The following is a 26320-nucleotide window of genomic DNA, read 5'->3' as shown; positions in this document are numbered from 1 at the left end:
CTCGACCTGAGTGAGTGGAGGTAACTATGGCGGCTGGCCCCTTAAACCCGGCAAAAATGCCCAATCTTGGACAACTGGCTCAGTTATCTCTTGATCGCATGGCCGATGCGGTGCTGCTGAGTGATCTCAATGGGGATATCTTCTATGCCAATGATGCGGCCTGTCGTTTGCTAGGCTACGATCGCCCTCAACTTCTTCAAGGCCAACTCTGGCGGATTGATTGCGCCCTGAGTCAAGAGGATTGGCCCCACTATCTCGATCGCCTACGTCAACAAGAAGTCTTAGAACATGAAGCCGTCTATCGCTGCGCCAATCAAGACTCGATTGAGGTCGAAGTGACCACCAGTTATCTGGTTGCTGACGAGAGCGCCTATCACTGTACCGTCTTTCGCTATCTATCGGAACGAGCCTCCATCGCCCGGGAAGTTCAGCGGGCTAAAGACCAACTGCGGGCGGTTCTCGATGCTGTACCCGGCTTAGTGTCTTGGATTAGTCAGGATGGGCATTATCTCGGGGTTAATCGTCACCTCGCAGCGAGTTATAATATGCCCCCGGATGCTTTTGTGGGCAAGGAATTAGGATTTTTAAAAAATAGCCCTGAATTTGTTGATTTTGTCAAGGACTTTTTGGCAGGAAACGTTGATTATCACACCCAGTTAGTTGAAGCGAATGTTCGAGGACAACCTCGCTATTACATTACAGCCGCTCAGAAATATGACCAAGGACGAGCCACCGTGGTGGTGGGGGTCGATGTCAGCGATCGCAAACGCTCGGAAGAAGCCCTACAACGCAGTGAAGCCCGACTGTTAGAAAAAACCCAAGAACTCGAAGAAGCCCTACGAGAACGGCAACGGGCGGAAAGTCAGTTAGTCCAATCCGAGAAAATGTATGCCCTCGGGCAGATGGTGGCCGGCATGGCGCATGAAATTAATAACCCCATTAATTTCATTTACGGGAACCTCGCCTACACCGATAACTATGTGCGAGACTTACTAGAGTTGATGAGGATGTATCAAGAAGAAATCCCCGAAACACCGCCTAAAATCGCCGCCGAAATTGAAGCCGTTGACTTGGATTTTATTACCGCCGATTTGCCCAAAATTGTCGATTCCATGAAATTAGGGGCAGAACGAATCCTCAAACTGGTCTTATCTCTACGCAACTTTTCCCGCCTTGATGAAGCCCAGTTTAAACAGGCTAACGTTCAAGAAGGAATTGAAAGCGCCTTAGCCATTCTCAATCATCGCATTCAGGGTAAAATTGACCTGATTAAACAGTATGAACCCTTACCTAAAATTTATGGTTATCCGGCTCAACTCAATCAAGTCTGGATGAACTTACTCTGCAATGCGATCGATGCCGTTCTCGATCCGGGCCTGCGAGATGGAAGTCGTGATGAGTCTAAACCGCAAATCGTCGTTCGTACCAAAGTCCTCAAGGGCGATCGCATTCTCGTGGCCATTCGCGACAACGGACGCGGCATTGAACCGAGCCTGCAAGCTAAAATCTTCGACCCCTTCTTTACCACCAAACCCGTCGGCACCGGTACGGGCCTGGGGTTATCCATTTGCTACCAAATTATTCAAACCCACCACGGCCGGATTCGCGTCGTTTCCCAAGATCCCCAAAACCTGAACAGTGACTGGGAAACCGGAACCGAGTTCCTCGTCGAGTTGCCCATTGGCTCATCCCAGGATGACGCGCCAAAATGACGAGACGGTGTAAAATCAAACGGTCAACGACTCATTCAGCCATCGTTCAGCCATCGTTCAGCCATAGGTTACTTGAATGTCCCAACCGCGCAAACTTTACGAAGGTAAAGCCAAAATTCTCTACAGTACAGACGATCCTGAAATTCTCCTGTCTGAATTTAAAGATGACGCCACGGCGTTCAATGCCGCCAAACGAGGGCAGATCGCCCGTAAAGGAGAAATCAACTGTACAATCTCAACCCGGCTGTTTCAACAACTCGAAGCCTTGGGGGTTCCCACCCATTGGATTGATACCCCGCAGCCAACCCAAATGCGCGTCAAGCGCGTGCAAATTATTCCCTTGGAAGTGGTAGTGCGCAACCGAGCCGCCGGAAGCCTCTGTCGGCAAACTGGCTTGAGCCTGGGAACGCCTATTACCCCGCCTCTGGTGGAGTTTTTCTATAAAAATGATGAGCTAGGCGATCCTCTACTGACGAACGATCGCCTACGTCTATTGAATCTAGCGAGTCCTGAGGAGATTGAGCAACTACGAGAGATGGCCCTCACCATTAATGCACATCTGCAAACTGTCCTCACCCGTTGTCAAATTACGCTCGTCGATTTCAAACTAGAGTTTGGCAAACTTGCCGATGGCACTCTCGTCTTAGCCGATGAGATCAGTCCCGATACCTGTCGCCTTTGGGATCGTCTTGAAGAAGATACTGAACGGCGTGTCTTGGATAAAGATCGTTTTCGGCAAGATCTCGGCCATGTTGAAGATGCTTACGAACAAGTTTTAACACGCATCCTCGATCAGGTATGACCGGAAATGAGACCCAACAAAGACAGATAAAACAAGACAAAATTAGTTGTAGAAAAGCCTGTAAAATAAAGGTTTTCTGATTATAATTTGTCTTCAATAAACTGTCTAAAAACGGTCTCAACTTGGCTGCCATCTATCTGGGTATCGGACGATGGCGAGGGTGAACGATGCGTTATTTGGTGTGTGGAGGTTGAAACGTGACTGTGGACAATTCTAAATGGTCTTCTCTAACGCTGTTATCAGTGGCTATGGCTCTGAGCCTGGGGGAAGCGGGGCTGGCGATGGACAGCCAACCGATGCAAAAATCTCTGGAGTCGACGCCTCCAGGGTCCTTGAAGCTAAAGGAAATTTCGTCGAATCCGCCGCCGGCGGCGATCGCCTCAGACGAGGCATTCCCTCAGGTGCAAGTCCCTCAGGCGCAAGTCCCTCAGGTGCAAGTCCCTCAGGAGTTAAGCGTGACGAGTCGATTAGAGGAGTCAGCGTCTGTAGCTGAGATGAATTTGGCTGACCTGGATCTCGATACCTGGTCCGTCGCCTCAGCCCCGGAAACCCTCGACGTACCGGAGTTAGATCATCTCGCCCCTGAAACAATAGACGAGACAGCAGACGAGACAGCAGACGAGACAGCAGACGAGACAGCAGCAACCGTCGAGATTCCTGAGATACCGGAACGATTTCAGACAGCAACACCCCAGCCGACGCCCGAGGATTCACCACGGCTGGCTCAAGAGACATCTGAACAACCTCAGGTCCTCGTCTCAGAAGTGTTAGTGCGACAAACCGATGGACGACCCCTGGACTTAGATCTGCAAAATGAGGTCTATGACAGCATCCGCACCCAACCGGGACGGACGACCACCAGTCGCCAACTGCAAGACGACGTGAATGCTATCTATGCAACCGGGTTTTTTGGCCGGGTTGAACCCCTGGCCGAAGAAACCCCTTTAGGGGTGCGAATTATTTTCGAGGTTTTACCGAACCCCACCCTGAACCGAGTTGCGGTGGAGAATAACCAAGTTCTCAGCCAAGAGCGCGTTGATGACATTTTCGGCGAGCAGTATGGGACGATTCTCAATTTGCGTGACTTCCAGGACGGGGTCGAAGCGGTGAATCGTTGGTATCAGACCAATGGCTATGTTCTGGCCCAAGTGCTAGACCCGCCGCCGCTCCCCGAAAGCGGTCCCGTGACCCCTCCCCCCGTCTCCCCCGATGGGGTGGTGACCCTGGATGTGGCCGAGGGGGTCATTGAGGAGATTGAAATTCGTTTTCTCAGTGAAGACGGTCAGGCGGTCGATGAAGAGGGACAAGCCATTGAGGGACGCACCCGACCCTTTATCGTCACCCGAGAAATGCGATCGCAGCCAGGAGATGTCTTCAACCGCGATCGCATCCAAAATGATTTACAGCGAGTTTTTAGCTTAGGGCTATTTGACGACATCAACCTCTCGGTGGAACCGGGAGAGAATCCTCGTCAAGCCGTGGTGGTGGTTAATGCGATTGAGGGCAGTTTTGGCTCTGTGGCCGCTGGGGGTGGCTTTAGTTCCGTCGGGGGGTTCTTTGGAACCGCTAGTTATCAAGAACAGAACTTTGGCGGTAATAACCAAACCCTCGGCGCCGAAGTGCAACTGGGAACCCGAGGGTTATTCTTTGATGTCAATTTTACCGATCCGTGGATTGGGGGCGACCCCTTCCGAACCGCTTATAACGTCAATCTATTCCGGCGGCGCTCAATTTCCTTGGTGTTTGACAGCGGTGAGGATCAGCCAGAAGTAGAATTACCCAATGGCGATCGCCCCCGCATCGACCGTCTCGGTGGCGGCGTGACCTTTACCCGTCCCCTCACCCGAGATGTCTTTGATAACCGACAAGCTTGGACCGCCTCGTTAGGCTTGCAAGTGCAAGAAGTGACCATTCGCGACTCCGACGGCGATCGCACTCCCCGCGATGAGCTGGGTAACTTGCTCTCAGCCAACGAAGATGGTACCGACTTTATGGCCAGCGTGCGCTTAGGGTTAGCTCGCGATCGCCGCAATAATGCCCTGGACCCCACACGGGGCGATCGGGTCAGTTTCAGTACCGAACAAGTCCTCCCCTTCGATGACAACGTCTCCTTTAACCGACTACGGGGCAGCTATAGCTACTATCTACCGGTGAATTTCCTGGATCTCGAAGGCTCCCAGGCCCTAGCCTTTAACGTGCAAGGCGGAACCATCATCGGGGATATGCCCCCCTATGAAGCCTTTGTCCTCGGGGGTGTGAACTCAGTGCGGGGGTACGCTGAAGGCGCTCTCGGGGCCGGTCGCTCCTTCCTGCAAGCCACCGCTGAATATCGCTTCCCCATCTTCTCCATTGTCGGCGGCGTGGCCTTCCTAGATGTGGGAACTGACCTGGGCACGGCTGGAGATGTCCCCGGAAACCCGGCTGACGTTCGAGATAAACCCGGAAACGGCTTAGGCTATGGCTTGGGTTTACGCATCCAATCCCCCATTGGCCCGATTCGGGTCGATTTTGCCATCAACGACGAGGGGGACAACCGCTTTCACTTCGGCATTGGTCAGCGATTCTAGGTCACTCTAAGTCACTCCTGAGTGTTCATCCCCTTTCAACGGCTCTCGTCTCATGTCTGTGTCTTCCTCGACCCCCATCTCCTCCCCCTGTGACTTAACTCAGGGGGGACGCACCCTGCGGCGATCGCTCCGGTGTCATGGCATTGGCCTCCATTCAGGCCAAGCGACCAACGTACAACTACATCCCCTCTCCCCAGGCCAGGGACGGCTCCTGCAACGACGGGATCTCCCCGGAAGCGCCCCCCTGACGCTCTCCCCCGAGGTCGTGCAGCCGAGTCCCCTCTGTACCCAACTGGCTCAAGGAGAGGTCAGCGCCCAAACCGTTGAGCATTTACTGGCCGCCTTAGCGGCCCGAGGCATTAGCGATGTCCTGATTGACCTCGACGGTCCCGAAGTGCCAATTCTCGATGGTTCTGCCCGAGATTGGATTGAGGCGATCGATGCCGTCGGGGTCACTCCCTGTTATTGCCGCGAGGCGGTTCCGACTCCCCTCCCTGAACCGATTTGGATTCAGGACGGAGAGGCCTTTGTGGCCGCCCTGCCGGCGCCTCAGCTGCGCTTGAGTTATGGCATTGACTTCGCCGCCGCCGCGATCGGTCAACAATGGCACACCTGGACTCCGGTGAGGGAGGACTTTGCCCAGGAGATTGCCCCAGCGCGTACCTTTGGACTAGCCCATGAGGTAGAATCTTTACGGAGCCGGGGACTCATTCGGGGTGGATGTTTAGACAATGCTCTCGTTTGTGACGGTGACCATTGGCTCAATCCTCCCTTGCGATTTGCAAATGAACCAGTGCGTCATAAAATCTTAGACTTAGTAGGAGATCTGAGCTTACTGGGTCCGATTCCAGTGGCTCATATTCTTGCTTATAAAGCGAGCCATCGCCTGCATGTTCGCTTAGCTCAATGCCTGCGATCGCGCGGGTACGCATAAGCCAGTTTTAGGGGATCCCGAGGGCAAGCCGCAGGCAGCGCCGAGCCGGATCTTCGTTAGCCGCAGTACTTGAAGCCAATTATGTCCACACTTATTGACGCCAACACGAACAACGCCCAACAGACGGAAACGGAACCGGTCTCAACCCCAGCCACCATGCTGAGTGTTGACGAGATTCATCGTCTCTTGCCCCACCGTTACCCCTTCGCTTTGGTCGATCGCATTATTGAATATATCCCGCAAAAACGGGCCGTGGGCATCAAAAATGTCACCGTGAATGAACCCCATTTTCAGGGCCATTTCCCCGGAAAACCGATTATGCCCGGAGTCTTGATTGTTGAGGCTATGGCTCAAGTGGGCGGGGTAGTCTTAACCCAAATGCACGAAATGGAGGAAGGCTTATTCACCTTCGCGGGGATTGATAATGTCCGCTTCCGTCGGCCTGTGGTCCCTGGAGATCAACTGGTGATGACCGTTGACCTCCTCTGGACGAAACGCCGGCGCTTCGGGAAAATGTATGGTCGCGCTGAAGTGGATGGACAGTTGGTGAGTGAAGGGGAACTCATGTTTTCTCTGATGGTGGAATAACGGATAGTGGACGAATAAGGGTCAACTCACGGATGCTCCCACACGGATACAACCGCGCCACTGGATGCGGAACAGGGATAACCGCCAACCCCTTGAGGCGGCAGTTTCCGCTCGCCAACCGATCAACTCAAGACATGATTCATCCAACTGCTGTCATTCATCCCCAGGCCCAACTTCACCCGAGTGTTCGTGTTGGGGCCTATGCCGTTATTGGCCAACAGGTCACGGTCGGACGAGATACCACCATTGAAGCCCATGTGGTCATTGATGGGGCAACGGCGATTGGTGAGCGCAATCATATTTTTCCCGGCGCTGCGATTGGCTTAGAACCCCAAGATCTTAAATATGAGGGGGCGGTCAGTGGGGTATCAATCGGCAATGATAACCGGATTCGGGAATATGTGACCATTAACCGCGCCACTCAGGGGGGGGAAATGACCCGCATTGGCGATAATAATTTGTTGATGGCCTATGTTCATGTGGCCCACAACTGCACGATTGGCAATGGGGTGGTGATTACCAATGCGGTGGAGTTAGCGGGTCATGTGTGTGTTGAGTCGAATGCTCGCATTGGCGGGGTGGTGGGGGTTCATCAGTTTGTCCATATCGGCGAGTTATCGATGGTAGGCGGTATGAGCCGGATTGACCGTGATGTTCCTCCCTATATGCTCGTTGAAGGCAATCCTAGCCGGGTGCGAGCGTTGAATCAGGTGGGCTTACAACGAGCGGGGTTGATGGATGTCGATGAGGGACAGGCGTTTCAGGCCTTGAAAAAGGCCTTTCGCCTCCTCTATCGCTCGGACTTGACCTTGGAGAGCGCTCTCGATCGCCTGGAGTTATTACCCGAAACTCCCCAGGTGCAGCATTTGCAGCATTTCTTACAGGCTTCCCGTCAACCGGGACGACGAGGCCCCATTAGTGGCCAGCGTCGCCATCGGGGTGAGTCCTCGTGAGTCAGCGCATTTTTGTCAGTACTGGGGAAGTCTCGGGGGATTTACAGGGGGCCTTGTTGGTTGAGGCCCTTTATCGGGTCAGCCGTCAGCAGGGAACGCCGTTGGAGATTGTGGCCTTGGGGGGCGATCGCATGGCGGCGGCGGGTGCGACGCTGCTGGCTCAAACCAGTGGGATTGGCTCGGTGGGCCTGTTGGAGTCTCTACCGTTTCTATTACCGACGCTATGGGTGCAACGACAAGCCCTCAAGGCGTTGCGATCGCACCCTCCGGATTTGGTGGTTCTGATTGATTATATGGGACCCAATCTGGGCTTGGGCAATGCCATTAAACGGGAGTTTCCCCAGGTTCCCATCGTCTACTATATTGCCCCTCAGACCTGGGTTTGGTCGCCGAGCGATCGCGATGCCTTGCGTTTGGTGTCTCTGTGCGATCGTCTCTTGGCCATTTTCCCCGAAGAAGCCCGCTATTTTCGCGAGCGCGGGGCTAATGTGACTTGGGTGGGCCATCCTCTGGTCGATCGCCTGGCCCAAGCTCCCGACCGCCACAGCGCCCGCGAGTCCTTAAACCTCGCCGATGACGACATCGTGATTGCCCTGTTACCGGCCTCGCGTCACCAAGAACTCAAATATCTGGTTCCTCCCATCTTTGCGGCGGCCCGAGAGCTTCAGGACAAATTGCCCCAAGCTCAGTTTTGGATTCCTCTATCCCTAGACATTTACCGGGATGCCTTACAACAGGCCCTCAATGCGGCGGGACTGCGAGCCGACATTACCGGCGATCGCCGCCTAGAGCGTCTAGCAGCCGCTGATTTAGCCATTAGTAAGTCGGGGACCGTTAACCTGGAACTGGCCCTGCTCAACGTGCCACAGATTGCCGTCTATGCCGTTCATCCCCTCACCGCTGGCTTTGCGCGTCGCGTTTTGGACTTTAAAATCGAGTTCATGTCGCCTCCCAACTTAGTCACCATGACGGCGATTATCCCTGAACTGATGCAAGAGGCGGTCACGTCGGACAACATTGTCCAAGAAGCCTTAAGTCTCCTGTTTGACCATCAGCGGCGAGACACCATGCAGCACCAGTATGCTCAGATGCGACAACAGATTGGTGAGGTGGGGGTCTGCGATCGCGCCGCTAGCGAAATTTTAGCCCTCCTGGGTGGCCCCTAGGGAACTTCCCCATGGCGCTCAAACCACTCGGGCTAATCTGGAAAAGCCCCTTAGCCTTATGTAGTGTAAAACAGGAGCAAACCCGTCAAGACCCCGACAACCGACAACCCTGACTCCGTATCAACGTTTTATGAAAGACTCAGCTCAAAAAAACCGTTCCCTTGGTCTCCTGGCCGGACTGGCTATTGTTCTGGTCCTCGGCGGCGCCACCGTTACCGTTCTTCAGCGAAGTGGCGTTGAGGAGATCCCCGATCCTCCCTCAGACATCTCAGAACCCGCCAACGGGGGCAATGTTGCCCAAACGACCATCCCAGAAATCTATCTGCTTCAGGATACTGGCACTGACTTTGAACTGTTGGCGATGCCGATTACCGTAGATGATACCAACAATGTCCTCAGCAGCAATGACCCTGAGCTGATGTTAACGGAAGCCTTCCGCCAACTGCTGGCCAGCTCCGAGTCTTCCCCGGCCTTAACCGCCATTCCCCCTGAGACGCAACTGAGAAACTTAGAAATCACCGACAGCGGCGTTCGGGTGGATCTCTCGGCGGAATTTACCCGTGGGGGTGGCTCCGCGTCCATGATCGGCCGGCTCGATCAAGTGGTGTACACGGCGACCAGTCTCGATCCTGATGCCGAGGTTTGGCTCTCGGTTGAGGGAGAACCCCTCGAACTCCTCGGCGGTGAAGGATTAGAAGTTCCCCAACCTGTGAGCCGGGACGATTTATAATCCGCCAACATTGGACACTTGAATATAGACAACAAAAACCCAGGCAATACAAGTATTGCCTGGGTTTTGCGTTTAGATAGCGTACTACTTCATCTGTCTATAGATGTCTATCGGCCGATGTAACCTGCTCGGCTACTGCATGACCACTTCCGGTTCCGTTTCCGGTTCCGCCGGAACATCAGGAACCCCATCGAGTTCCGTCGCTTGACCGCCATTAAGAGACGAGAGATCCAAATTGCCATAATAGGCATCGAAGATTAGCTGCTTGAGGTCAGTAATCAAGGGATAGCGAGGATTCGAGACCGTACATTGGTCATCAAAGGCGTGATCGGCCACTTGATCCACTTGAACCTTAAACTGAGCTTCATCGAGTTGAATCAGGTCTTTCATGGCGCTGGGAATGCCCACCTCTTGTTTGAGACGTTCCACCGCCTGAATCAGACGCACAATTTTCTCATCTTCCGTCTCACCGCCGAGTTGCAGATGATCGGCAATGCGAGCATAGCGCCATTTCGCATTGGGATACTTGTACTGGGAGAACGTGGCCTGTTTAAAGGGCGCATTGGTGGCGTTGTAGCGAATGATATGAGAAATCATCACCGCATTGGCCAAACCGTGGGGGATATGGAACGTGGCCCCGAGTTGGTGGGCGATGGAGTGACAAATGCCTAAGAAGCCGTTGGCAAAGGCCATCCCTGCCATGGTGGCGGCGTAGTGCATTTTCTCCCGCGCCTTGGGATTGGCGGCCCCTTGGTGGTAGGAGTCGGGGAGATACTTAAAGATCAGCCGAATCGCCTCTAAGGCTAAGCCGTTGGTGTATTCTGAGGCCAACACCGACACATAGGCTTCGAGGGCATGGGTTAGGGCATCCACGCCGCCGAACGCGGTGAGGCTTTTGGGCATATTCAACACCAACTCGGGATCGACGATCGCCATCGTGGGGGTGAGGGCGTAGTCGGCGAGGGGATACTTGATATCGTTGCGGCGATCGGTCACCACAGCGAAGGGGGTCACTTCCGAGCCGGTTCCTGAGGTGGTGGGAATCGCCACTAAGATGGCTTTCTCGCCCAATTCGGGCAAATCATAGACCCGTTTGCGGATATCCATAAAGCGCATGGATAAGCCTTCAAACTCGATTTCAGGATGCTCATACATCAACCACATGATTTTAGCGGCATCCATCGGCGACCCACCGCCGAGGGCAATGATGACATCGGGTTGAAAGTTGTTCATCATGGCTAAGCCCCGATTGACGGTTTCGAGGGAGGGATCGGGTTCAACCTCTGAGAACACGGTGTATTTCAGGCCAATGTCCTCTAAGACCGTTTCAACCGAAGCCGTCATCCCCAGGTCGTAGAGGGGTTTGTCGGTGACAATCAAGGCCCGTTGTTTGCCGGCGAGTTCCCGCAGGGCTACGGGTAGAGAGCCATATTTGAAATAGACTTTGGGGGGAATCCGGAACCACAACATATTCTCCCGCCGTTCGGCCACGGTTTTGACGTTGAGCAGGTGATGGGGTTCGACGTTTTCACTGATGGAGTTGCCCCCCCAGGTGCCGCAGCCGAGGGTGAGGGAGGGATCGAGGCGGAAGTTATAGAGGTCGCCGATCGCCCCTTGGGAGGAGGGAGTGTTGATGAGGACCCGCGCCGTCTGCATTTTGTCCTCGAATTGTTTGATATGGTCAAATTCCGAGGGTTTGATATAGAGAACGGCGGTATGTCCCCGTCCGCCAAATTCGACGAGGGCCTCGGCTTTATCGACGGCTTCGTCAAAGTCGCTGGCGCGATACATGGCCAGGACTGGGGAGAGTTTTTCGTAGGCGAAGGGTTCGTCGGTGCTGATGTCACTGACTTCGCTGATGAGAACGCGGGTGTTCTCGGGAATGGTGATGTCGGCTAACTCGGCGATGGTTTCGACGGATTGGCCGACAATGTTGGCGTTGAGTCGTCCGTTGTTGATGAGGAGTTTGCCGAGGCGATCGCCTTCCTCGGGGCTGACGAGATAGGCGCCGCGATCGATAAATTCTTGACGCACCTCGTCATAGACATCATCGAGAACGACAACGGACTGCTCACTGGCGCAAATCATGCCATTGTCGAAGGTTTTACTGAGCAAAATCGACGACACAGCCATTTTGATGTGAGCGCTGGAGTCGATCAGGGCGGGGGTATTGCCGGCACCGACCCCGAGGGAGGGATTACCCGAAGAATAGGCCGCTTTCACCATTCCGGGGCCGCCGGTGGCCAGGATCAGTTTGACATCCTGGTGCTGCATGAGCGCTTGGGAGAGAGGCACGGTTGGCTCGTCAATCCAGCCAATGATGTTTTCCGGTGCGCCGGCGGCGACGGCGGCATCCCGGACGATTTTGGCGGCTTCGATGGTACAGCGTTTGGCCCGAGGGTGAGGCGAAAAGATGATCGCGTTACGGGTTTTTAGGGTAATTAGGGCTTTGAAGATGGCCGTTGAGGTGGGATTTGTCGTCGGGACAATCCCAGCTAAAATACCAACGGGTTCGGCAATGCGTTGAATGCCAAAGGATTTATCTTCTTCGATAATGCCGCAGGTTTTCTCGGCTTTATACTTGTTGTAGATAATTTCTGAGGCAAAGTGGTTTTTGATCACTTTGTCCTCGGTGACACCCATGCCGGTTTCTTCGACGGCGAGCTTCGCTAAGGGAATGCGGGCCGCATTGGCAGCTAGGGCAGCTTTTTTGAAAATGACATCAACTTGCTCCTGGCTGAAGCTGGCATAGGCCTCTTGGGCGGCTTTGACGTTGGCGATATGGGCTTCGAGTTGTTCGAGGTTCGTGACAAGCTCAGTCATGATTGGCATTTCCTTAGTGAGCAACAAAATAAACAGTAGGGCCTCGACAGTGACTCAAGCTGAGATGGGATCACAGACTCGCTGATTCAACCTGATTCAAGCTGATAGGTTGGGCTGAGATGGTCCCCGATGCTTGAGAGTCCTTGTCAAGCGGGGAATTTTGGGTCAAATCAATTGAATTAATTGATTTGACTCAAGTCACTCGAGATTGAGTCACTGTTTTGAGGTGGCCAACTTGTTAAAACCTCGGCTTAATGTTAAGACCGAGTAATCTTAAAGGAGTCGAAAAATGTTTCGGCTTCGGGAAAGTCGAGATTACCGTCTTGTGCGCCGACTAACAGTTGATAGAGAACGGCCTCTTCAGTATCGGCGATCATCATCAGTTTAAAGCGAATTCCCTGGGAATTGCGCATGATAATAGAGCGCGCGGGAAGTCCCTCAATGTTAATACTTTCTTCGCTTTCAACTTCAGAGTTGGTGCTATTGGCGGCGTTATCTCGCCCACCATCGAGGCCTTGTTCGACGTCAAAGCTGGCCCCTTCGGGGAGGGGAATTTCGTTAGCACCGCTCATATAGGCTCGCCCTTGGCTCCCGTCTTCGTAAATTGCCATGTAGACTTCGATTTCCTGATTATTTTCGGTGATGGCCGTGTCGTTTTGTTCAAGGGGTTGTCGGGGAAATTTGATTTGATAGCGTCCATCGGGCGGTTCGTAGGTGAACCAGTCCTCGACGTTATCGGGAGGGGGGGCGCTATTGGGCGGGTTGGGTGGGTTCCCTGATGTGGGGGGAGTTTGAGCGGTGGGACTTTCCCCTGGTGTCTCCACAGCCTCTGAAGGGGTTGTTTCTTCGGTGGTTGTGTCCTCCCCGGCACAGCCAACCAGGGATAAGGGAACGGTTAGGGCCAGTAATAGGGCAAAAAGTTTCGATGTCATAGCGAGCCTATTGAGCTTTTGATGTCTATGGTAACGCGATTAGATTGACCACTCATCATTCAAAGGACTGATTTCAAGTTTTTCATAGAATTGCGATCGCGATGGTTCGCTAGGATGCAGAATCGAGAATCACTGCTGATTTAGGTCACTTGGGGCTATTTTTTTAGATTCTTTTAAGGTTTAAGAGGGGTAAAAATCAGCTCTCGGATCGTCTTGGCTGGGATAGGGCTAAGTTGAGGGGTCAAGATCTAGGGCGATGCCCCAACTTTCAAAGTCTTGTGCGTGGCGAATCAGTTGTTTTTGTAGTGTTCCGTTGAGCCAAAAAATGACGGGACAGGGAAAACGCTGGCGAAACATTTCCCGCATTTGGTTCAGGGATTCGAGGACGATGAGGGGTTGCTGTAGGCGATCGAGACCCAGGATCATCAGGGCCTGGGGGGGGTCGATGACCAGTTGCTGGGACATGATGGAGTAGGGATGGTCGCTATTGGGGGGAAGAACGATCTCTTGCAGGGGAACGGAGGTGATCTGATGCAGGTGTTGGATGAGGCGATCGCGCCGTGAGAGGGAGTCACAGCGGGCAAAAATCGGCTCAAATTGCCCCTGGCCAGACTCGATCGCCCAGGCCAACTGGTGCAAGGTATCGTCCGTCTCAGGGGTGAGTTGGCTGTCCAGGACAAGGGGCTGCATCCGTTTCATGATTCTGGTTAATCGCCCAGGTTGATCTTCATTGGGGTTTGTCGTTGGGTTTTCTCGATTGAACGGGAATTCTCGCCCACAGTTGCGGAACCCCCTTGGGTCATGCTGTAGTTGAGGGAGTCAGCAGTTGAGACAGTCATGAAACTGGTCGATGACCGGTTATGTCTCTTGGGAATCCATGATTTTCGCCTGGCCGGTCGAGCCGTTGCTCCCTCGAACCTGCCGTTAATCGTGAAGACAATCGTGAAAACAATCGTGAAAACAATCGTGAAAACATATAATGCCGTTGTCTCATAGCCAACGGTCAACTGTCAACGGTCAACGCTCAACGCTCAACGGTCAACGCTCAACGCTCGGCGGTCAACGCTCAACTGCTAGATCTGCGCGTCCTCTATTGCCCCGTACTGTCATGATTTTATCGTCCCGTTCATCTATGGAATCATCCTCGCAAACTCAAGCTGAATTCGATCTACTCGAAACGGTGTTATTTGGGGAGGATGTCACCTATCCCTGGAATCCCGGTGAATGTGAAGATCTCGATGAAACTCCGGCGTTTCGCGATCCCCTCAAGGTTGATGATTTGAATTTAGGCGATCGCTCGCCGGTTTTTTTTGCTCAACTCGACAGTTGTATGATTTACGCACAACTGTGTGAACGCTTTGGTACTCAAGTCCCGGCCCCTCTCCTCAAGCGCATCTGCGGACTGGCGAAGCAAATCAGCAGCCGAGATCTCTCCCGCCTCGATCAGCTGATCGCTTGTGTTCAGCCACTGCTTCCTCACTCGACGATGGAAGAGTTACAGGGGTTAGCTGGCCCCTTCGCGACTGGGATAGACGGTGAAACGCCGGATTATTCCGTGGGCCACCCTTGGGAGCAACTGTCAAGTTTGGACCAAGCTCGTCTGAGTTTGGCGATCGCCCACTTCACGCTACAACAGTTAATCGTTAAGATTTAAGGTTTAACGATAAGTTGGGTGGGCAATTGACCGCTCACCCGATACACATCACGGCATCTTCGCTTAAACCATCATGACTGAACTTCCTCCCCTAAACCGCGAAACGATCTGGGCGATCCTCAATAAAGAGTTGGACAATGAGACGGTTAACCGCCTAGTTTGGCATTATTTAGGCTATCGCTATGATCCACAGCAGCAACAGTGGAAGACCGAGCAAGTTGCTGAAGACTGGCGAGAGACCTATCCTGAACCCCCAGATTTTATTGAACATCGTCCTCCCAATGTGAAACTCACTCGTTCAATTCCCAAGCCCAATAAACAACTTCTCAAGGAAAAGTTAGGATTTAAAGGCTATAAAATTGGTGAGTTTTCACCCCTAGAAACTCGGCGAGCTACGATGGCGAACTGGCTGCTCAATTACATGGTAGAACACGAGATTGAGATCTAATCTCCCTCGTCTCCCTCGTCTCCCCCGTCTCTTTCTCGTTCCTTGGCTCTGCCAAGGAATGCCCAACGGGAGGCTCTGCCTCCCTCTCAGGCGGCAGAGCCGCCGAGAGTGCGTGTCACGGCTTCAGCCATGACACGAGGGAAACACGAGGGAAAGGGAGATGGTTACTGGTTCATCGCTACATTCATAGCGACATTAGTGATCCACATCGATTGATAGGGTTGCAAATGTAAATCCTGATAAATATCCGTGATTTCCTGGCCACTAATCAAATCACACCACGGATCAGTACAGACCAAATTCAACTCCGTTAACGGTAACTTTTTGGGGCGATCGCTCAAATTGTGAATCGAGAAAATACTCTGATCGCGATTGATACTTTGCCGCCAAAAGCCAAATAACGACTTCTTCAAATGCAACGTATATTGAGTGGCATTGGGGTGAAACGCCGGTTGTTTGCGACGAATGCGAATTAAACGGCTCAGTTCTTGTAATACCTGAGCTTGCGGTGAGTGAGGATCATCGAGATAGGTCATTAACTCTGCCTCATCCCATTGGTGACGATTGATAGAACGCTTGCGTCCCGTTTGAGCCATTTTCTCGCGATCGTTCCCCGTGGCTAACAAACTATGAATATAAAAAGCCGGAATCCCCTCCAAGGACATCATAATCGTCTGGGAACAGAGAAAGCGTTGAATTTGCCATTCATCTTCCCCCTTCACGGTTCCTTTTAAGGCTTCAAACAAAGAGATATTAATCTCATAGGGACTCTCAGACCCATCGGCTTGTTGTCGCATACTAATTTCACCGCCAAAGCGTTTCATGGTGGCAATGAGTTGCTCATATTCTTCATCGGTGAGGAGTCCTTCCGTTGGCCGTAGGCCAATGCCATCATGGGAGGCGGTGAAGTTAAAATAAGCACAGCCGAGAGGTGCGGGAGGCATACTCATCATCCAGGTGCGTAAATGCTCTGATTTGCCCTGTAATAAGGCGTTGAGCAATAACGGTGGCAGGCTAAAGTTATAGATCATGTGAGCTTCGTTGCGGTTGCCGAAATAGCTCAGGTTTTCCCGGTTGGGAACATTGGTTTCGGTAATTAACGCCACCTGGGGATTGAGGGTTTGCAGGATTTCTCGCAAGACTTTAATTAAGGCATGAGTTTGCGGTAAATGAATGCAAGGGGTTCCTAATTGTTTCCAGAGATAGCCGATCGCATCGAGGCGAATATAACTGGCCCCGGCTTGCACGTAATAGAGAAGGATATCGACAAATTCGAGTAAGACCTCGGGATTGGCAAAATTGAGATCGACTTGATCCTCGCTGAAGGTGGCCCAGATATGTTTGTCGCCGCTGGGAGTGTCAACACGAACTAAGAGGGGACTGTTGCGAGGTCGGACGACTTGGGAGACATCGGTGTCTGCATCGACGCAGATGAAATAGTCACAACCGGGTTTTTGTCCCTGTTTGAACTGCTGAAACCACTCACTTTGACTGGAGGTGTGGTTGATGACGAGATCCACCATGAGGTTAAAGTCGTTGGCGATCGCCTTAATATCGTCCCAGGTCCCGAGTTCGGGGTTGATGGCTCGATAGTCAATCACCGCAAAGCCATCGTCGGAACTGTAGGGACAAAAGGGGAGGATATGAACGCCGGTGATGGTGTCTTTGAGGTAGTCATGGAGAAAACGACCGAGGGTGACGAGGGGTTTTTCTCCTTCGCGGCGGATGCTGTCGCCGTAGGTAATCAGGAGAATGTTATCTTGACTCCATTTTCCTAAATCTTCGTCGAGGGAGTCGGAGAGTAAGGGGGATAAGCGGTCATAAATGCGATCGAGGAGCGATTGAGCCGTCTCGTCGTCATAGACGGATTGTAAGAGGGGGAGGATGCGGCGGGTGAAGATCTTATAGGGACGGTTGACGGTGGAAAAGGATGGGATCGATGAATTCATAGGATGCAATCTTGAGAGAAGTGATGGGTTTAAGGATTTAGGGTACGGGGTTGGCGATCGCCAATTTGATGGTTTCGTTACCGCTTGGGGATCAAATTGGGGATCAAATTGCGGATCAAATTGCGGATCAAATTGGGAATCCAACGATCGCCAGCGATTGGTTATGTTATGAAAACTTGAAGTCTGTCGCCAAATCCGGCAAAGTTTCCGAAAATTTAGCGAAGGTTGGCGATCGCGTCAAGTTTTTTTTCTGGAGTTGGTACGCCAAACTCTCTCTAAGCTGGCTCTGACGTGGCGCTCAAGCTGCCCAAAACACAAAAAACGAGACGCACCTCAGGTACGTCTCGTTTAGCCACTAAACGGTCATTTTTGCCGGGAATGGCGGTTAGCTACGAGCAATCTCTTCTTCGAGTTCTAAGTCAAACAAAAGATGCAGGGTTTTCATGGCTCGACGGCGAGCATCAATATCCTGTTGAGCCCGCAGTTGTACCATGGGATCATGGAGGATTTTGTTGACGATGCCGCGAGTTAGGGCCTCAATCACTTCTTGATGCTTCTCGGCAAACTCAGCACCTAAGCGAGATAAAGCTTTTTCGAGTTCCTGTTCGCGGATGGTTTCAACTTTGCGACGCAGGCTGCTGATGGTGGGGACGGTTTCGAGCGATCGCCACCAAGACTCAAAGCTGGCCAACTCATCTTCGAGAAGCATTTCGGCTTCCATGGCCATTTGACGGCGACTTTCTTGGTTTTGGGCCACCACCGCTTTGAGATCATCGACGTTGAAGCATTGAACCTCCTCCAACTCGCTGACATTGGCGTGAACGTTGCGGGGAACAGCGATATCAAACAGCATTAAGCCGGGATGAGCCACGGCCCGCAAGTTGTCACAATGGAGGATGGGTTCGGTGGCGCCGGTTCCGGTAAACACCATATCCGAGTCAGCCACCGCCGCTAACATCTCATCCCAGGGACGAACGTTAATATTGGCGTCGGGGAACTTTCCGGCCAATTCCTCGGCCCGATGTTGGGAGCGATTCACTAGGGTTAGGCTGTTCGCGCCTTTGGCGATCGCGTGTTGCACCAGGAGTCGGGACATTTTCCCGGCCCCCATGACACAGAGGCGTTGGCTTCCTAGGTTGGGGACTTTCATCTGGGCCAACTCTACCGCCGCCGAACTAATGGAGACGGCGCCAGTGCCGATACTGGTTTCAGTGCGAACCCGTTTTCCGGCACTAATGGACTGTTTAAATAACTGATTTAACACCCGTCCCACCCCTTTATACTTCTGACTGAGTTTGTGGGTGGTTTTGACTTGCGCCAGGATTTGTCCTTCCCCGAGGACTAAACTTTCGAGTCCCGCACTGACGCGCAATAGGTGCATGACGGCGTCCTGGTGCAACAGGACAAACAAATAGGGACGTAATTGGGGGAGATAGATCCGGGAACGATCCGCTAGAAACTGGCTTACTTCTCGAACCGCAGGTTCGGTGTCTTTCGCAATGAAATAGATTTCGAGGCGGTTACAGGTACTCAGCAGAGCCACTTCTTCAATATTGGGATAGCTCGAAAGCTGGGCGATCGCGGCCTCGATTTGCGGTTCTGGGATACTCAGTTTTTCACGAATTTCGACTGGCGTTGTTTTGTGGCTTAGCCCAACAACAGCGATATTCATAATGATTTGGTAAGAGTTTGTTATCAGGGTCGGAGTCGGTTCGGAGGAGTTCCCCTATGGCTCAGTATAACGCGAAGGCGATCGCGCGAACCGGGGAACCCCTCTTTAACGAAGCGAAATAGCGCTCAATTGGCGTTCTATTTCAGTTGCAGACGGCGGGGTGCGTCGGTCATGTGAACAGTATCGACGAAGCGAGCCGTTTTGCTTTGGCTCGAAATGACCAAAGACTGAGTCCGAGCGCCACCGTGGAAGAAGCGTACCCCTTCCATCAGGGTTCCGGGGGTAATCCCACAAGCGGCGAACAGGACCGTTTCACCACAAGCGAGTTCATGAGCATCATAGACCTTATCGGGGTCATCAATGCCCATGCTAGCGAGACGTTCGAGGTTGCTTTCTTTGCTTTCACCAATCAGGCCCGTTTTCACCACAGCCGGGTCATAGATGAGTTGTCCTTGGAAGTGGCCTCCGAGACAGCGCATGGCGGCGGCGGAAATCACCCCTTCGGGTGCGGCGCCAATTCCCATCAGCGCGTGGATGTTGGTTCCGGCGAAGGCGCAGGAGATGGCGGCGGACACGTCACCATCACTAATCAGACGCACACGAGCGCCAGCCTGGCGGATTTCTTGAACCAAGTCTTTGTGACGGGGGCGATCCATGACCACGACCACCAATTCCTCGATGGTGCGATCCATGCAGTCGGCCAGGATGCGTAGGTTTTCCGTGGCTGATTTGCGGATGTCCACATGATTTTTGGCCACAGCGGGAGCGGCTAATTTTTTCATGTAGAAGTCGGGTGCGGCGAACAAACCGCCTTTTTCGGAAATGGCCAATACGGCCATGGACCCGTTTTGTCCATAGGCGACGAGGTTGGTTCCTTCGCAGGGATCAACGGCGATGTCGATTTCAACCAGTTCGTCGGGGTTACAAACTCGTTTTGCATCTTCTTGGGTACAAATGCCCACTTCTTCGCCAATGTAGAGCATGGGAGCGTCGTCCCGCTCTCCTTCTCCGATGACGATGCGACCGCGCATGTGGATTTTATTCATCCGTTCACGCATGGCTTCAACAGCCACTTGGTCGGCGGTGTTTTTTTCACCTTTTCCCATCCAATGAGCTGAGGCGATCGCCGCCTGCTCAACGACTTCAATAATTTCTAGCCCGAGGGTACTTTCCACGAATTCTATTCTCCCAAAAGATATTTATCGGTGAGTTCGATGGGATTTTATCCCGTTTTTTGTAAACGAACTCTTAACAGTTTGACCAGGACAAAGGCTGCGTATTTGACGACAGCAACTCTCCCTGAACATGAGAAGACGGCATTCTCCTATGGTCACCATCTCTGGCGGTTTACCACTCACTAGGAAATGCCACACCGGACAATCTTACGATATTTCCGGACCGTTCGCCGTCAAGCTGTCAGCAAAACTTTTTATCAGTTGAGTGAGCGAAACCCAGGAGAACGCGACTTGACAGGCTTGCAGTAAAGTTTCCCACAGATAGAAGTAACAATCAAGACAGCCCTCAATTTCCCCAATCACGCTCTAATCTCAAGCTCTAAGGCGAGGCCTGGGGGGGACGGTTAAGGGGCCAGGGAAGGGTGGCCTCGGTTCCGCGAAAGGGGGATCAGCGCTCGGGCCAGATTGTACAGGAACGGGGTGCGAACGGGGTGCGAAGGGGGAACGAACTGGGGGCCAATGGTGTTAAGTTTTGTGCATTGAGGAGTCTGGGCCGGCGATCGGCTTCGGGATAGATGGCCATGGGGGTGGTTTCCTCCGGATCAAGCGAGATCGACCCAGAAAGGGAAACGGTGGGAAACCCGACGACAATTGAGCCATTCTGGTTGAAAACCGATTAAGATATGCCAGACTGGTGTTCGATCTCCGGTCACGTCGCGGGGTCACTTGGGAATGACAAGTTTATTGATATCTTTCAAGATATTGTTTTCGTTGGATGGGCAAACTCAATCAGGTTCACCGCTATTCTCCAGGACTGTTCCTTGTCAGTACGACAGTCATTTTGATGGTTCCGTTGGCTCCCATCTGGGCCGTTGAGCGGGGGACGGACACGATCAATCCCGCCAGCGATCGCCTGGCCCAAGTTCGTCCGTCTCCAGAAGAGCCGTTTCCTGATTTGGAGTTCCCGGAACGACTCCCTCCCCCGGAAGAGCTTTTAGAACCCCGGCCCGACGGTGAGACGGATGAGCAACTCGATCGCCTTGAAGGAACCATTGAGGTGCGTGGTTATCGGGTTGAGGGAAGTACGCAGTTTAGCGCCGAGGACTTCGCGCCGCTGTTAGAGGCGTTTATCGGCGAGATGTCTTTTGCTCAGTTGTTGCAAGCTCGCTCGGCGGTAACGCAGTTTTATGTTGAGCAAGGCTATGTCACCTCGGGAGCGCTCCTTCCGCCACAAACGATTGAGGATGGGATTGTCACGATTCAGGTGATTGAAGGGGCCTTGGAGGATATCGTCGTCAGTGGCGATCGCCGTCTGAATCCCGATTACGTGCGATCGCGCCTCAATTTAGCGGCTGAGGCTCCTCTCAATATCAACGAACTCCTCGAAGCCTTACAACTCCTGCAACTCGATCCCCTGATTGAGAATCTCTCAGCGGAACTCTCCGCCAGTCCTCGGCCGGGATTCAATCTCCTCGAAGTCGAGATTACTGAAGCGCCCAGTTTTCGCCCCCTGTTGCGGCTCGATACGGGCCGCTCGCCGACGGTGGGAGCCTATCGAGGAACCGTGGAACTCGAAGAGCGCAACCTCACCGGCTGGGGCGATCGCGCCCGCATCAGTTATAGTCGCACCGAGGGGAGTGACGAACTCCAAGCCGCCTATCGCCTCCCCATCAACCCTCGCAATGGAACCCTGGAAACCTCGTTTCGGATTACAGGGAGCGAAATTATTGAATCTCCCTTCGATGAGTTGGATATTATCGCCGATTCCCGAGACTACGAACTCACCTATCGTCAACCGCTCCATCGCACCCCCACCGAGGAATTTTCCCTGGGGTTGACGTTCTCCCGTCGGGAAAGTGAAACCTCGTTATTAGAGGAACCCTTTGCGCTTTCAGTCGGGGCCAATGATGACGGGGAAACTCGCCTGTCGGTGTTGCGGTTTTTCCAAGAATGGACTCAGCGGGGATCTCGGGAAGTGTTCGCGGCGCGATCGCAGTTCAATTGGGGGATTCCCATTTTTAGCAATGACACCATCAACAGCCGTGAACCCGATGGTCGTTTCTTCAATTGGCGCGGACAAGCGCAATATCTACGGTTATTGGCCCCCAACGGAACCTCTCTGTTATTGCGCTCAGATCTGCAACTGTCGACGACCTCGATGGTTCCCCTAGAACGCTTTGGCTTAGGGGGAAACTTCAGTGTACGCGGCTATAGCCAAGACTTTCTCTTGGCTGATAGTGGCCTGTTCGCCTCGGCGGAACTGCGGTTTCCCATCTGGACGGCTGACGCTGGAGAGACGCGCCTAGAATTGCGTCCCTTTGTCGATGTGGGAACGGTTTGGAATCAAGGCGATGTGGATCTCGATACCAATACCCTGGCCTCGATCGGCTTGGGACTTCAGTTCGGCTTAGGCGATCGCCTCTCGGCTAAACTCGACTGGGGGATTCCCCTCGTCGATGTCGATGAACGGGATAACCGCGATGTCTTCGAGCGTCAGGAACTCTATTTTCAGCTCGAATGGCAGCCGTTTTAAGGAGAGTTACGCTAATCTAAGCCGATTTTACGAGAGTTTTCTCGCCAATCACCGCATAAAAGGGGTCAGATCCGGCGAATCCCATCATTTGTAGAACCGGGGGAACGTCGGAGGTTTTGATAATGACCTCGGGTTCGGCGAAACCCGGAACCGCTTGAAAATAGCGTTTCACTAATTGCACTCGACTGGCTTCGCTTCCCTCACGCCAGGCTTGGATGGCTTTTTGGTAGAACATCCGGTTGGAGAAGCTGACAATGGCGAGTCCGCCGGGTTTGAGGATGCGGTGGATTTCGGCGAAAACGTCCTCAGGATGTTGTAGATACTGAATGGAGACGGCGTTGAGAACTGCGTCAAACTCGTTATCCTCGTAGGGGAGTTGGTGATTATGGTTGAGGTTCTGGACGATGTAATGGTCTAACTGGGGGTTTTTCGCCAGTTCAGCCTCGTTCATCCCATGACCCTCGACATGAGTAAAGGGGATATCCTCGGGAAGATGGGATACCCAGCTACTCATGAGGTCGAGGATGCGGCTGTTGGCTTGCAGGCGATCGCGATACAATTGCGTCAGTTGGTCGATGAAGCTCTCATCGACATGGGTGACGAAGCGGGGCATTTCGTAGAATCGAGCATCATCGCTACTGTCGAGTTTGCTGCGATCGCGGTCTTGTAAAATTCCCATGGCCGTGAAGATTTAAGTCAGGTAGCAAGGATCAATTTGTTTATGATTCATTATAAGGAGTTCAGTCCATGAATTACATCCCTGTGGTTGCTCGCTTTTTTTTAGCGGTCATTTTTCTGCGAGCTGGCATTTCTAAAATCTTTGGCTTTGCCGGAGTTGCGACCATGATGGAGAACGCCGGACTACCCTTTCCCGAAGTGTTGCTAGTGGGAACAATTGTCTTTCAAATCTTGGGAAGTTTATCATTGATTTTGGGCTACAAGACTCGAATTGGAGTTATCTTACTCATTATTTTTATTGTCCCCACTAGCTTTATTTTTCATAATCCAACTGACCCGACAGAAACAACTAACTTCTTTAAAAATCTAGGGTTGTTAGGAGGGTTAATGATGACTCTCTATTCTGGTGCTGGTCCGGTGAGCATTGACGATCGCCTAGCAGGATATCGGTAGGAGAAGGCAATAGGCATAACCCACCCCTAACCCCTCCCAAGAGGGGATGGCAAGAGGCAAAATAGGTTAGGAGAAGGGAACAGGCATAACCCACCCCTAACCCCTCCCAAGAGGGGATGGCAAGAGGCAAACGGGGTAGGGTGCGTTCTGGCTCAACATCATTGTAAACTTTGAAATTGCTATTTAAACTTGCCAGAACGCACTATGGAATCGTTATTATCATAATTCAAGGAGTCACAAAAATCATGAAAATTGGCATTTTAGGAACCGGCTTAATGGGGCAACCCATGGCACTCAAACTACTAGAATCCAACTATGACATCATCGCCTATAACCGCACCACTGCCAAACTAGATCCCATTAAAGCCGCTGGGGGCGCGATCGCATCCTCTCCCGTCGAGGTTCTCCAAGAGGCGGATTGTCTCATCACCATGCTCACCAATGCCGAGGCCATTCGCGAAACCCTCCTCAGCGACGCAGCGAAAGCCAAATGGACGGGCAAAACCTTAATCCAAATGGCAACCATTGCCCCCAGTGAAAGTCAAACCCTACAACACGACATTGAAGCGGCGGGAGGCGCGTATCTCGAAGCCCCGGTGTTGGGAAGTATTCCCCAAGTCAAAACCGGCGAATTATTGGTCATGGTGGGGGCAACTCCGAGCTTGTTTGAGCAATGTTTGCCTGTTTTAAAAGTATTTGGCAAGGAGCCGGTTTTACTGGGCGAAGTGGGTAGTGGTTCCGCCGTGAAATTAGCCATGAATCAACTGATTGGCTCTCTCACAGCGGCGTTTGCTGGAAGTTTAGCCATGGTTCACCAGCAAGGAATTGACATTGAGGCGTTTATGGAAATTGTCCGCCAAAGTGCCTTGTATGCTCCCACCTTTGATAAGAAACTCTCGCGGATGATGGCGGGAAATTATGAGAATCCTAATTTCCCCAGTAAGCATTTATTGAAGGATATGAATCTGTTTAGCCGCGAAGCTGAAGCGATGGGAATTGATGCACAGTTGAGTCAGGCGGTGTCGCAAGTGGTGGAACAGGCGATCGCCCAAGGTTTGGCGGATTCTGACTATTCGGCGTTGTTTGAGGCGGTGAAAGGAGGTTAACCCATGACGGCGATCGCCCGGCCATTGTTGAACGGCCGCAATTCTCGATAGAATAACAAGACCACTACCGTCACACCTCACTAAGCTGATCTTGATTCGCGAAGAAACCCTCAATCTCCTGGAATGGCAACGGCTTTGCCAACATCTCTCCACCTTCGCCGCCACTAAAATCGGGGCGATCGCCGCTCGACAACTGGCCATCCCCGGCGATCGCCAACACAGCCAACAGCTTCTGCAACAAACCCAGGAAGCCTATGGGTTGGACATGAGTCCTCAAGATAGCTTGACATTTGGCGGCATTCGTGATATATGGGAACCCCTAGAACGGGCCGAGATTGGCGGGATGTTGCAGGGAGACGAACTCCTGAACATCGCCACCACCCTCTCCGGGGCGCGACAACTGCGGCGAGTCATTGATAACACTGAATTAGAGGTTCCGGTGTTACGAGCCTTGGTGTCGGAATTACGCACCTATCCCGACTTAGAACAAGAGATTCATCATTGTATCGACGAACGGGGAGACGTAGCCGATCGCGCCAGCCCCCAACTCGAAGGTATCCGACGCCAACTCAAACAGGTGCGCGATCGCATCTACCAAACCCTCAACCGCATCATTCAGCGTCAGGGAAGCGCCCTGCAAGAACATCTCATCACCAGTCGCGGCGATCGCTTTGTCTTGCCCGTCAAAGCGCCCCAAAAAGAGAAAATTCCAGGGATTGTTCATGACAGTTCCGCCACCGGGGCCACCCTCTATATCGAACCTCGGGCGATCGTCAACGAGAACAACAAACTACGAACCCTCCAGCGACAAGAGAAAAACGCCGAAGAAGTGGTGTTACGCAAACTCAGCCAAAGCATCGCCGAGGTGATTCCTGATTTAGAACGGTTGTTGGCGATCGTCACCCAACTGGATTTAGCCACAGCCCGCGCCCGCTATAGCATCTGGTTAAACGCCAACCCACCGCGATTTGTCGACGCGACGCAAGCCACGGAACTGCGCCAACTGCGTCATCCCCTCTTAGTTTGGCAAGAAAAGCATGAACAGGGAAATGCGGTGGTTCCCATTAACGTCTCCATGTCGCCGGATATCCGCGTTGTCACGATTACGGGGCCAAATACCGGGGGTAAAACCGTCACCTTGAAAACCCTCGGTTTAGCCATGTTGATGGCCAAAGTGGGCTTGTTTATTCCGGCGCGGGAACCGGTGGAACTGCCCTGGTTCTCGCAAGTGTTGGCGGATATCGGTGATGAACAGTCGATTGAACAAAGTTTATCCACGTTTTCCGGTCATATCCGCCGCATTAGTCGCATTTTAGAAGCGGTGGCTGAGGATGAAAATGCCCTGGTGTTGTTGGATGAAGTGGGCGCGGGAACCGATCCTTCTGAGGGGAGTGCGTTGGCGATCGCCCTGTTGCAATATCTGAGCGATCGCGCCCGGTTGACGG

General features: G+C 52.8%; 22 protein-coding genes. 15 read left to right on the top strand and 7 right to left on the bottom strand.

The features are described from left to right. The first annotated feature begins 26 nt into the window (after positions 1-26). From R6U67_RS09095 to R6U67_RS09060, 8 genes are all read left to right on the top strand, one after another. Positions 27-1712 carry an ATP-binding protein gene (locus R6U67_RS09095; protein ID WP_410252255.1) on the top strand — a complete coding sequence of 562 codons (1686 nt, stop codon included), beginning with the start codon at positions 27-29 and terminating at the stop codon, positions 1710-1712. Positions 1713-1788: 76 nt separating this feature from the next. Beyond that, complete coding sequence (gene purC, locus R6U67_RS09090; protein ID WP_410252254.1) at positions 1789-2514, top strand: phosphoribosylaminoimidazolesuccinocarboxamide synthase; 726 nt, start codon at positions 1789-1791, stop codon at positions 2512-2514. A gap of 197 nt (positions 2515-2711) precedes the next feature. Further along, complete coding sequence (locus tag R6U67_RS09085; protein ID WP_410252253.1) at positions 2712-5081, top strand: BamA/TamA family outer membrane protein; 2370 nt, start codon at positions 2712-2714, stop codon at positions 5079-5081. A gap of 52 nt (positions 5082-5133) precedes the next feature. Next, complete coding sequence (gene lpxC / locus R6U67_RS09080) at positions 5134-6015, top strand: UDP-3-O-acyl-N-acetylglucosamine deacetylase (RefSeq protein ID WP_410252252.1); 882 nt, start codon at positions 5134-5136, stop codon at positions 6013-6015. Positions 6016-6096: 81 nt separating this feature from the next. Beyond that, positions 6097-6603 (top strand): 3-hydroxyacyl-ACP dehydratase FabZ, encoded by a 507-nt coding sequence (gene fabZ, locus R6U67_RS09075; RefSeq protein WP_068790157.1) that lies wholly within the window; start codon positions 6097-6099, stop codon positions 6601-6603. Positions 6604-6737: 134 nt separating this feature from the next. Then, positions 6738-7556: an acyl-ACP--UDP-N-acetylglucosamine O-acyltransferase gene (gene lpxA, locus R6U67_RS09070; RefSeq protein ID WP_410252251.1), complete on the top strand. Its 819-nt coding sequence runs from the start codon at positions 6738-6740 to the stop codon at positions 7554-7556. Further along, a complete protein-coding gene (lpxB, locus tag R6U67_RS09065; RefSeq protein WP_410252250.1) occupies positions 7553-8722 on the top strand; it encodes a lipid-A-disaccharide synthase in 1170 nt (389 codons plus the stop codon). Before lpxA ends, lpxB begins: the two co-directional genes overlap by 4 nt. Positions 8723-8852: 130 nt before the next feature. Next, positions 8853-9452 carry a GerMN domain-containing protein gene (locus R6U67_RS09060; RefSeq protein ID WP_410252249.1) on the top strand — a complete coding sequence of 200 codons (600 nt, stop codon included), beginning with the start codon at positions 8853-8855 and terminating at the stop codon, positions 9450-9452. A gap of 132 nt (positions 9453-9584) precedes the next feature. Here the strand turns inward: R6U67_RS09060 and adhE are convergent, their stop codons facing one another. The 3 genes from adhE to R6U67_RS09045 form a co-directional block, all read right to left on the bottom strand. Further along, a complete protein-coding gene (adhE, locus tag R6U67_RS09055; protein ID WP_410252248.1) occupies positions 9585-12275 on the bottom strand; it encodes a bifunctional acetaldehyde-CoA/alcohol dehydrogenase in 2691 nt (896 codons plus the stop codon). A gap of 257 nt (positions 12276-12532) precedes the next feature. After that, entirely contained in the window at positions 12533-13207 is a 675-nt protein-coding gene (locus tag R6U67_RS09050; RefSeq protein ID WP_410252247.1) for a hypothetical protein, read from the bottom strand. A 228-nt stretch (positions 13208-13435) separates the two neighbouring features. Next, entirely contained in the window at positions 13436-13906 is a 471-nt protein-coding gene (locus tag R6U67_RS09045) for a hypothetical protein (protein WP_410252246.1), read from the bottom strand. Between the two features lie 433 nt (positions 13907-14339). Here R6U67_RS09045 and R6U67_RS09040 point away from each other — a divergent pair, with 433 nt between their 5' ends. Both R6U67_RS09040 and R6U67_RS09035 read left to right on the top strand, forming a co-directional pair. Continuing rightward, complete coding sequence (locus R6U67_RS09040) at positions 14340-14861, top strand: hypothetical protein (RefSeq protein ID WP_410252245.1); 522 nt, start codon at positions 14340-14342, stop codon at positions 14859-14861. Between the two features lie 73 nt (positions 14862-14934). After that, positions 14935-15309, top strand: coding sequence for a DUF1823 family protein (locus tag R6U67_RS09035; RefSeq protein WP_410252244.1), 375 nt, complete (start codon positions 14935-14937; stop codon positions 15307-15309). A 164-nt stretch (positions 15310-15473) separates the two neighbouring features. Here the strand turns inward: R6U67_RS09035 and R6U67_RS09030 are convergent, their stop codons facing one another. Then, positions 15474-17258 carry a sugar phosphorylase gene (locus R6U67_RS09030; protein WP_410252243.1) on the bottom strand — a complete coding sequence of 595 codons (1785 nt, stop codon included), beginning with the start codon at positions 17256-17258 and terminating at the stop codon, positions 15474-15476. Between the two features lie 68 nt (positions 17259-17326). Between R6U67_RS09030 and R6U67_RS09025 the strand changes: the two genes are divergently transcribed. Then, the gene (locus tag R6U67_RS09025; RefSeq protein WP_410252242.1) at positions 17327-17548 is read left to right on the top strand and encodes a hypothetical protein; all 222 of its coding nucleotides are present in this window, start codon (positions 17327-17329) and stop codon (positions 17546-17548) included. A gap of 95 nt (positions 17549-17643) precedes the next feature. Here R6U67_RS09025 and R6U67_RS09020 read toward each other — a convergent pair whose 3' ends face one another. Beyond that, complete coding sequence (locus R6U67_RS09020; protein ID WP_410252241.1) at positions 17644-18930, bottom strand: glutamyl-tRNA reductase; 1287 nt, start codon at positions 18928-18930, stop codon at positions 17644-17646. A 137-nt stretch (positions 18931-19067) separates the two neighbouring features. Further along, the gene (gene glpX, locus R6U67_RS09015; RefSeq protein ID WP_410252240.1) at positions 19068-20105 is read right to left on the bottom strand and encodes a class II fructose-bisphosphatase; all 1038 of its coding nucleotides are present in this window, start codon (positions 20103-20105) and stop codon (positions 19068-19070) included. Between the two features lie 775 nt (positions 20106-20880). Here glpX and R6U67_RS09010 point away from each other — a divergent pair. Then, positions 20881-22638 carry a ShlB/FhaC/HecB family hemolysin secretion/activation protein gene (locus tag R6U67_RS09010; RefSeq protein ID WP_410252239.1) on the top strand — a complete coding sequence of 586 codons (1758 nt, stop codon included), beginning with the start codon at positions 20881-20883 and terminating at the stop codon, positions 22636-22638. Between the two features lie 16 nt (positions 22639-22654). On the opposite strand, the gene R6U67_RS09005 is transcribed toward R6U67_RS09010, so the two are convergent. Then, positions 22655-23317: a class I SAM-dependent methyltransferase gene (locus tag R6U67_RS09005; RefSeq protein WP_410252238.1), complete on the bottom strand. Its 663-nt coding sequence runs from the start codon at positions 23315-23317 to the stop codon at positions 22655-22657. A 68-nt stretch (positions 23318-23385) separates the two neighbouring features. On the opposite strand from R6U67_RS09005, the gene R6U67_RS09000 reads away from it, so the two are divergent. From R6U67_RS09000 to R6U67_RS08990, 3 genes are all read left to right on the top strand, one after another. Then, positions 23386-23769 carry a DoxX family protein gene (locus R6U67_RS09000; protein ID WP_410252237.1) on the top strand — a complete coding sequence of 128 codons (384 nt, stop codon included), beginning with the start codon at positions 23386-23388 and terminating at the stop codon, positions 23767-23769. Positions 23770-24014: 245 nt separating this feature from the next. After that, a complete protein-coding gene (locus tag R6U67_RS08995; protein WP_410252236.1) occupies positions 24015-24875 on the top strand; it encodes an NAD(P)-dependent oxidoreductase in 861 nt (286 codons plus the stop codon). 91 nt (positions 24876-24966) lie between these two features. Continuing rightward, positions 24967-26320: endonuclease MutS2 (locus tag R6U67_RS08990; protein ID WP_410252235.1), on the top strand; the 1354-nt coding region annotated here is incomplete at its 3' end.

It is taken from the genome of Sodalinema sp. (genome assembly GCF_046483825.1).
GTDB lineage: Bacteria > Cyanobacteriota > Cyanobacteriia > Cyanobacteriales > Geitlerinemataceae > Sodalinema.
This window is presented reverse-complemented; position numbering and strand designations above follow the sequence as displayed.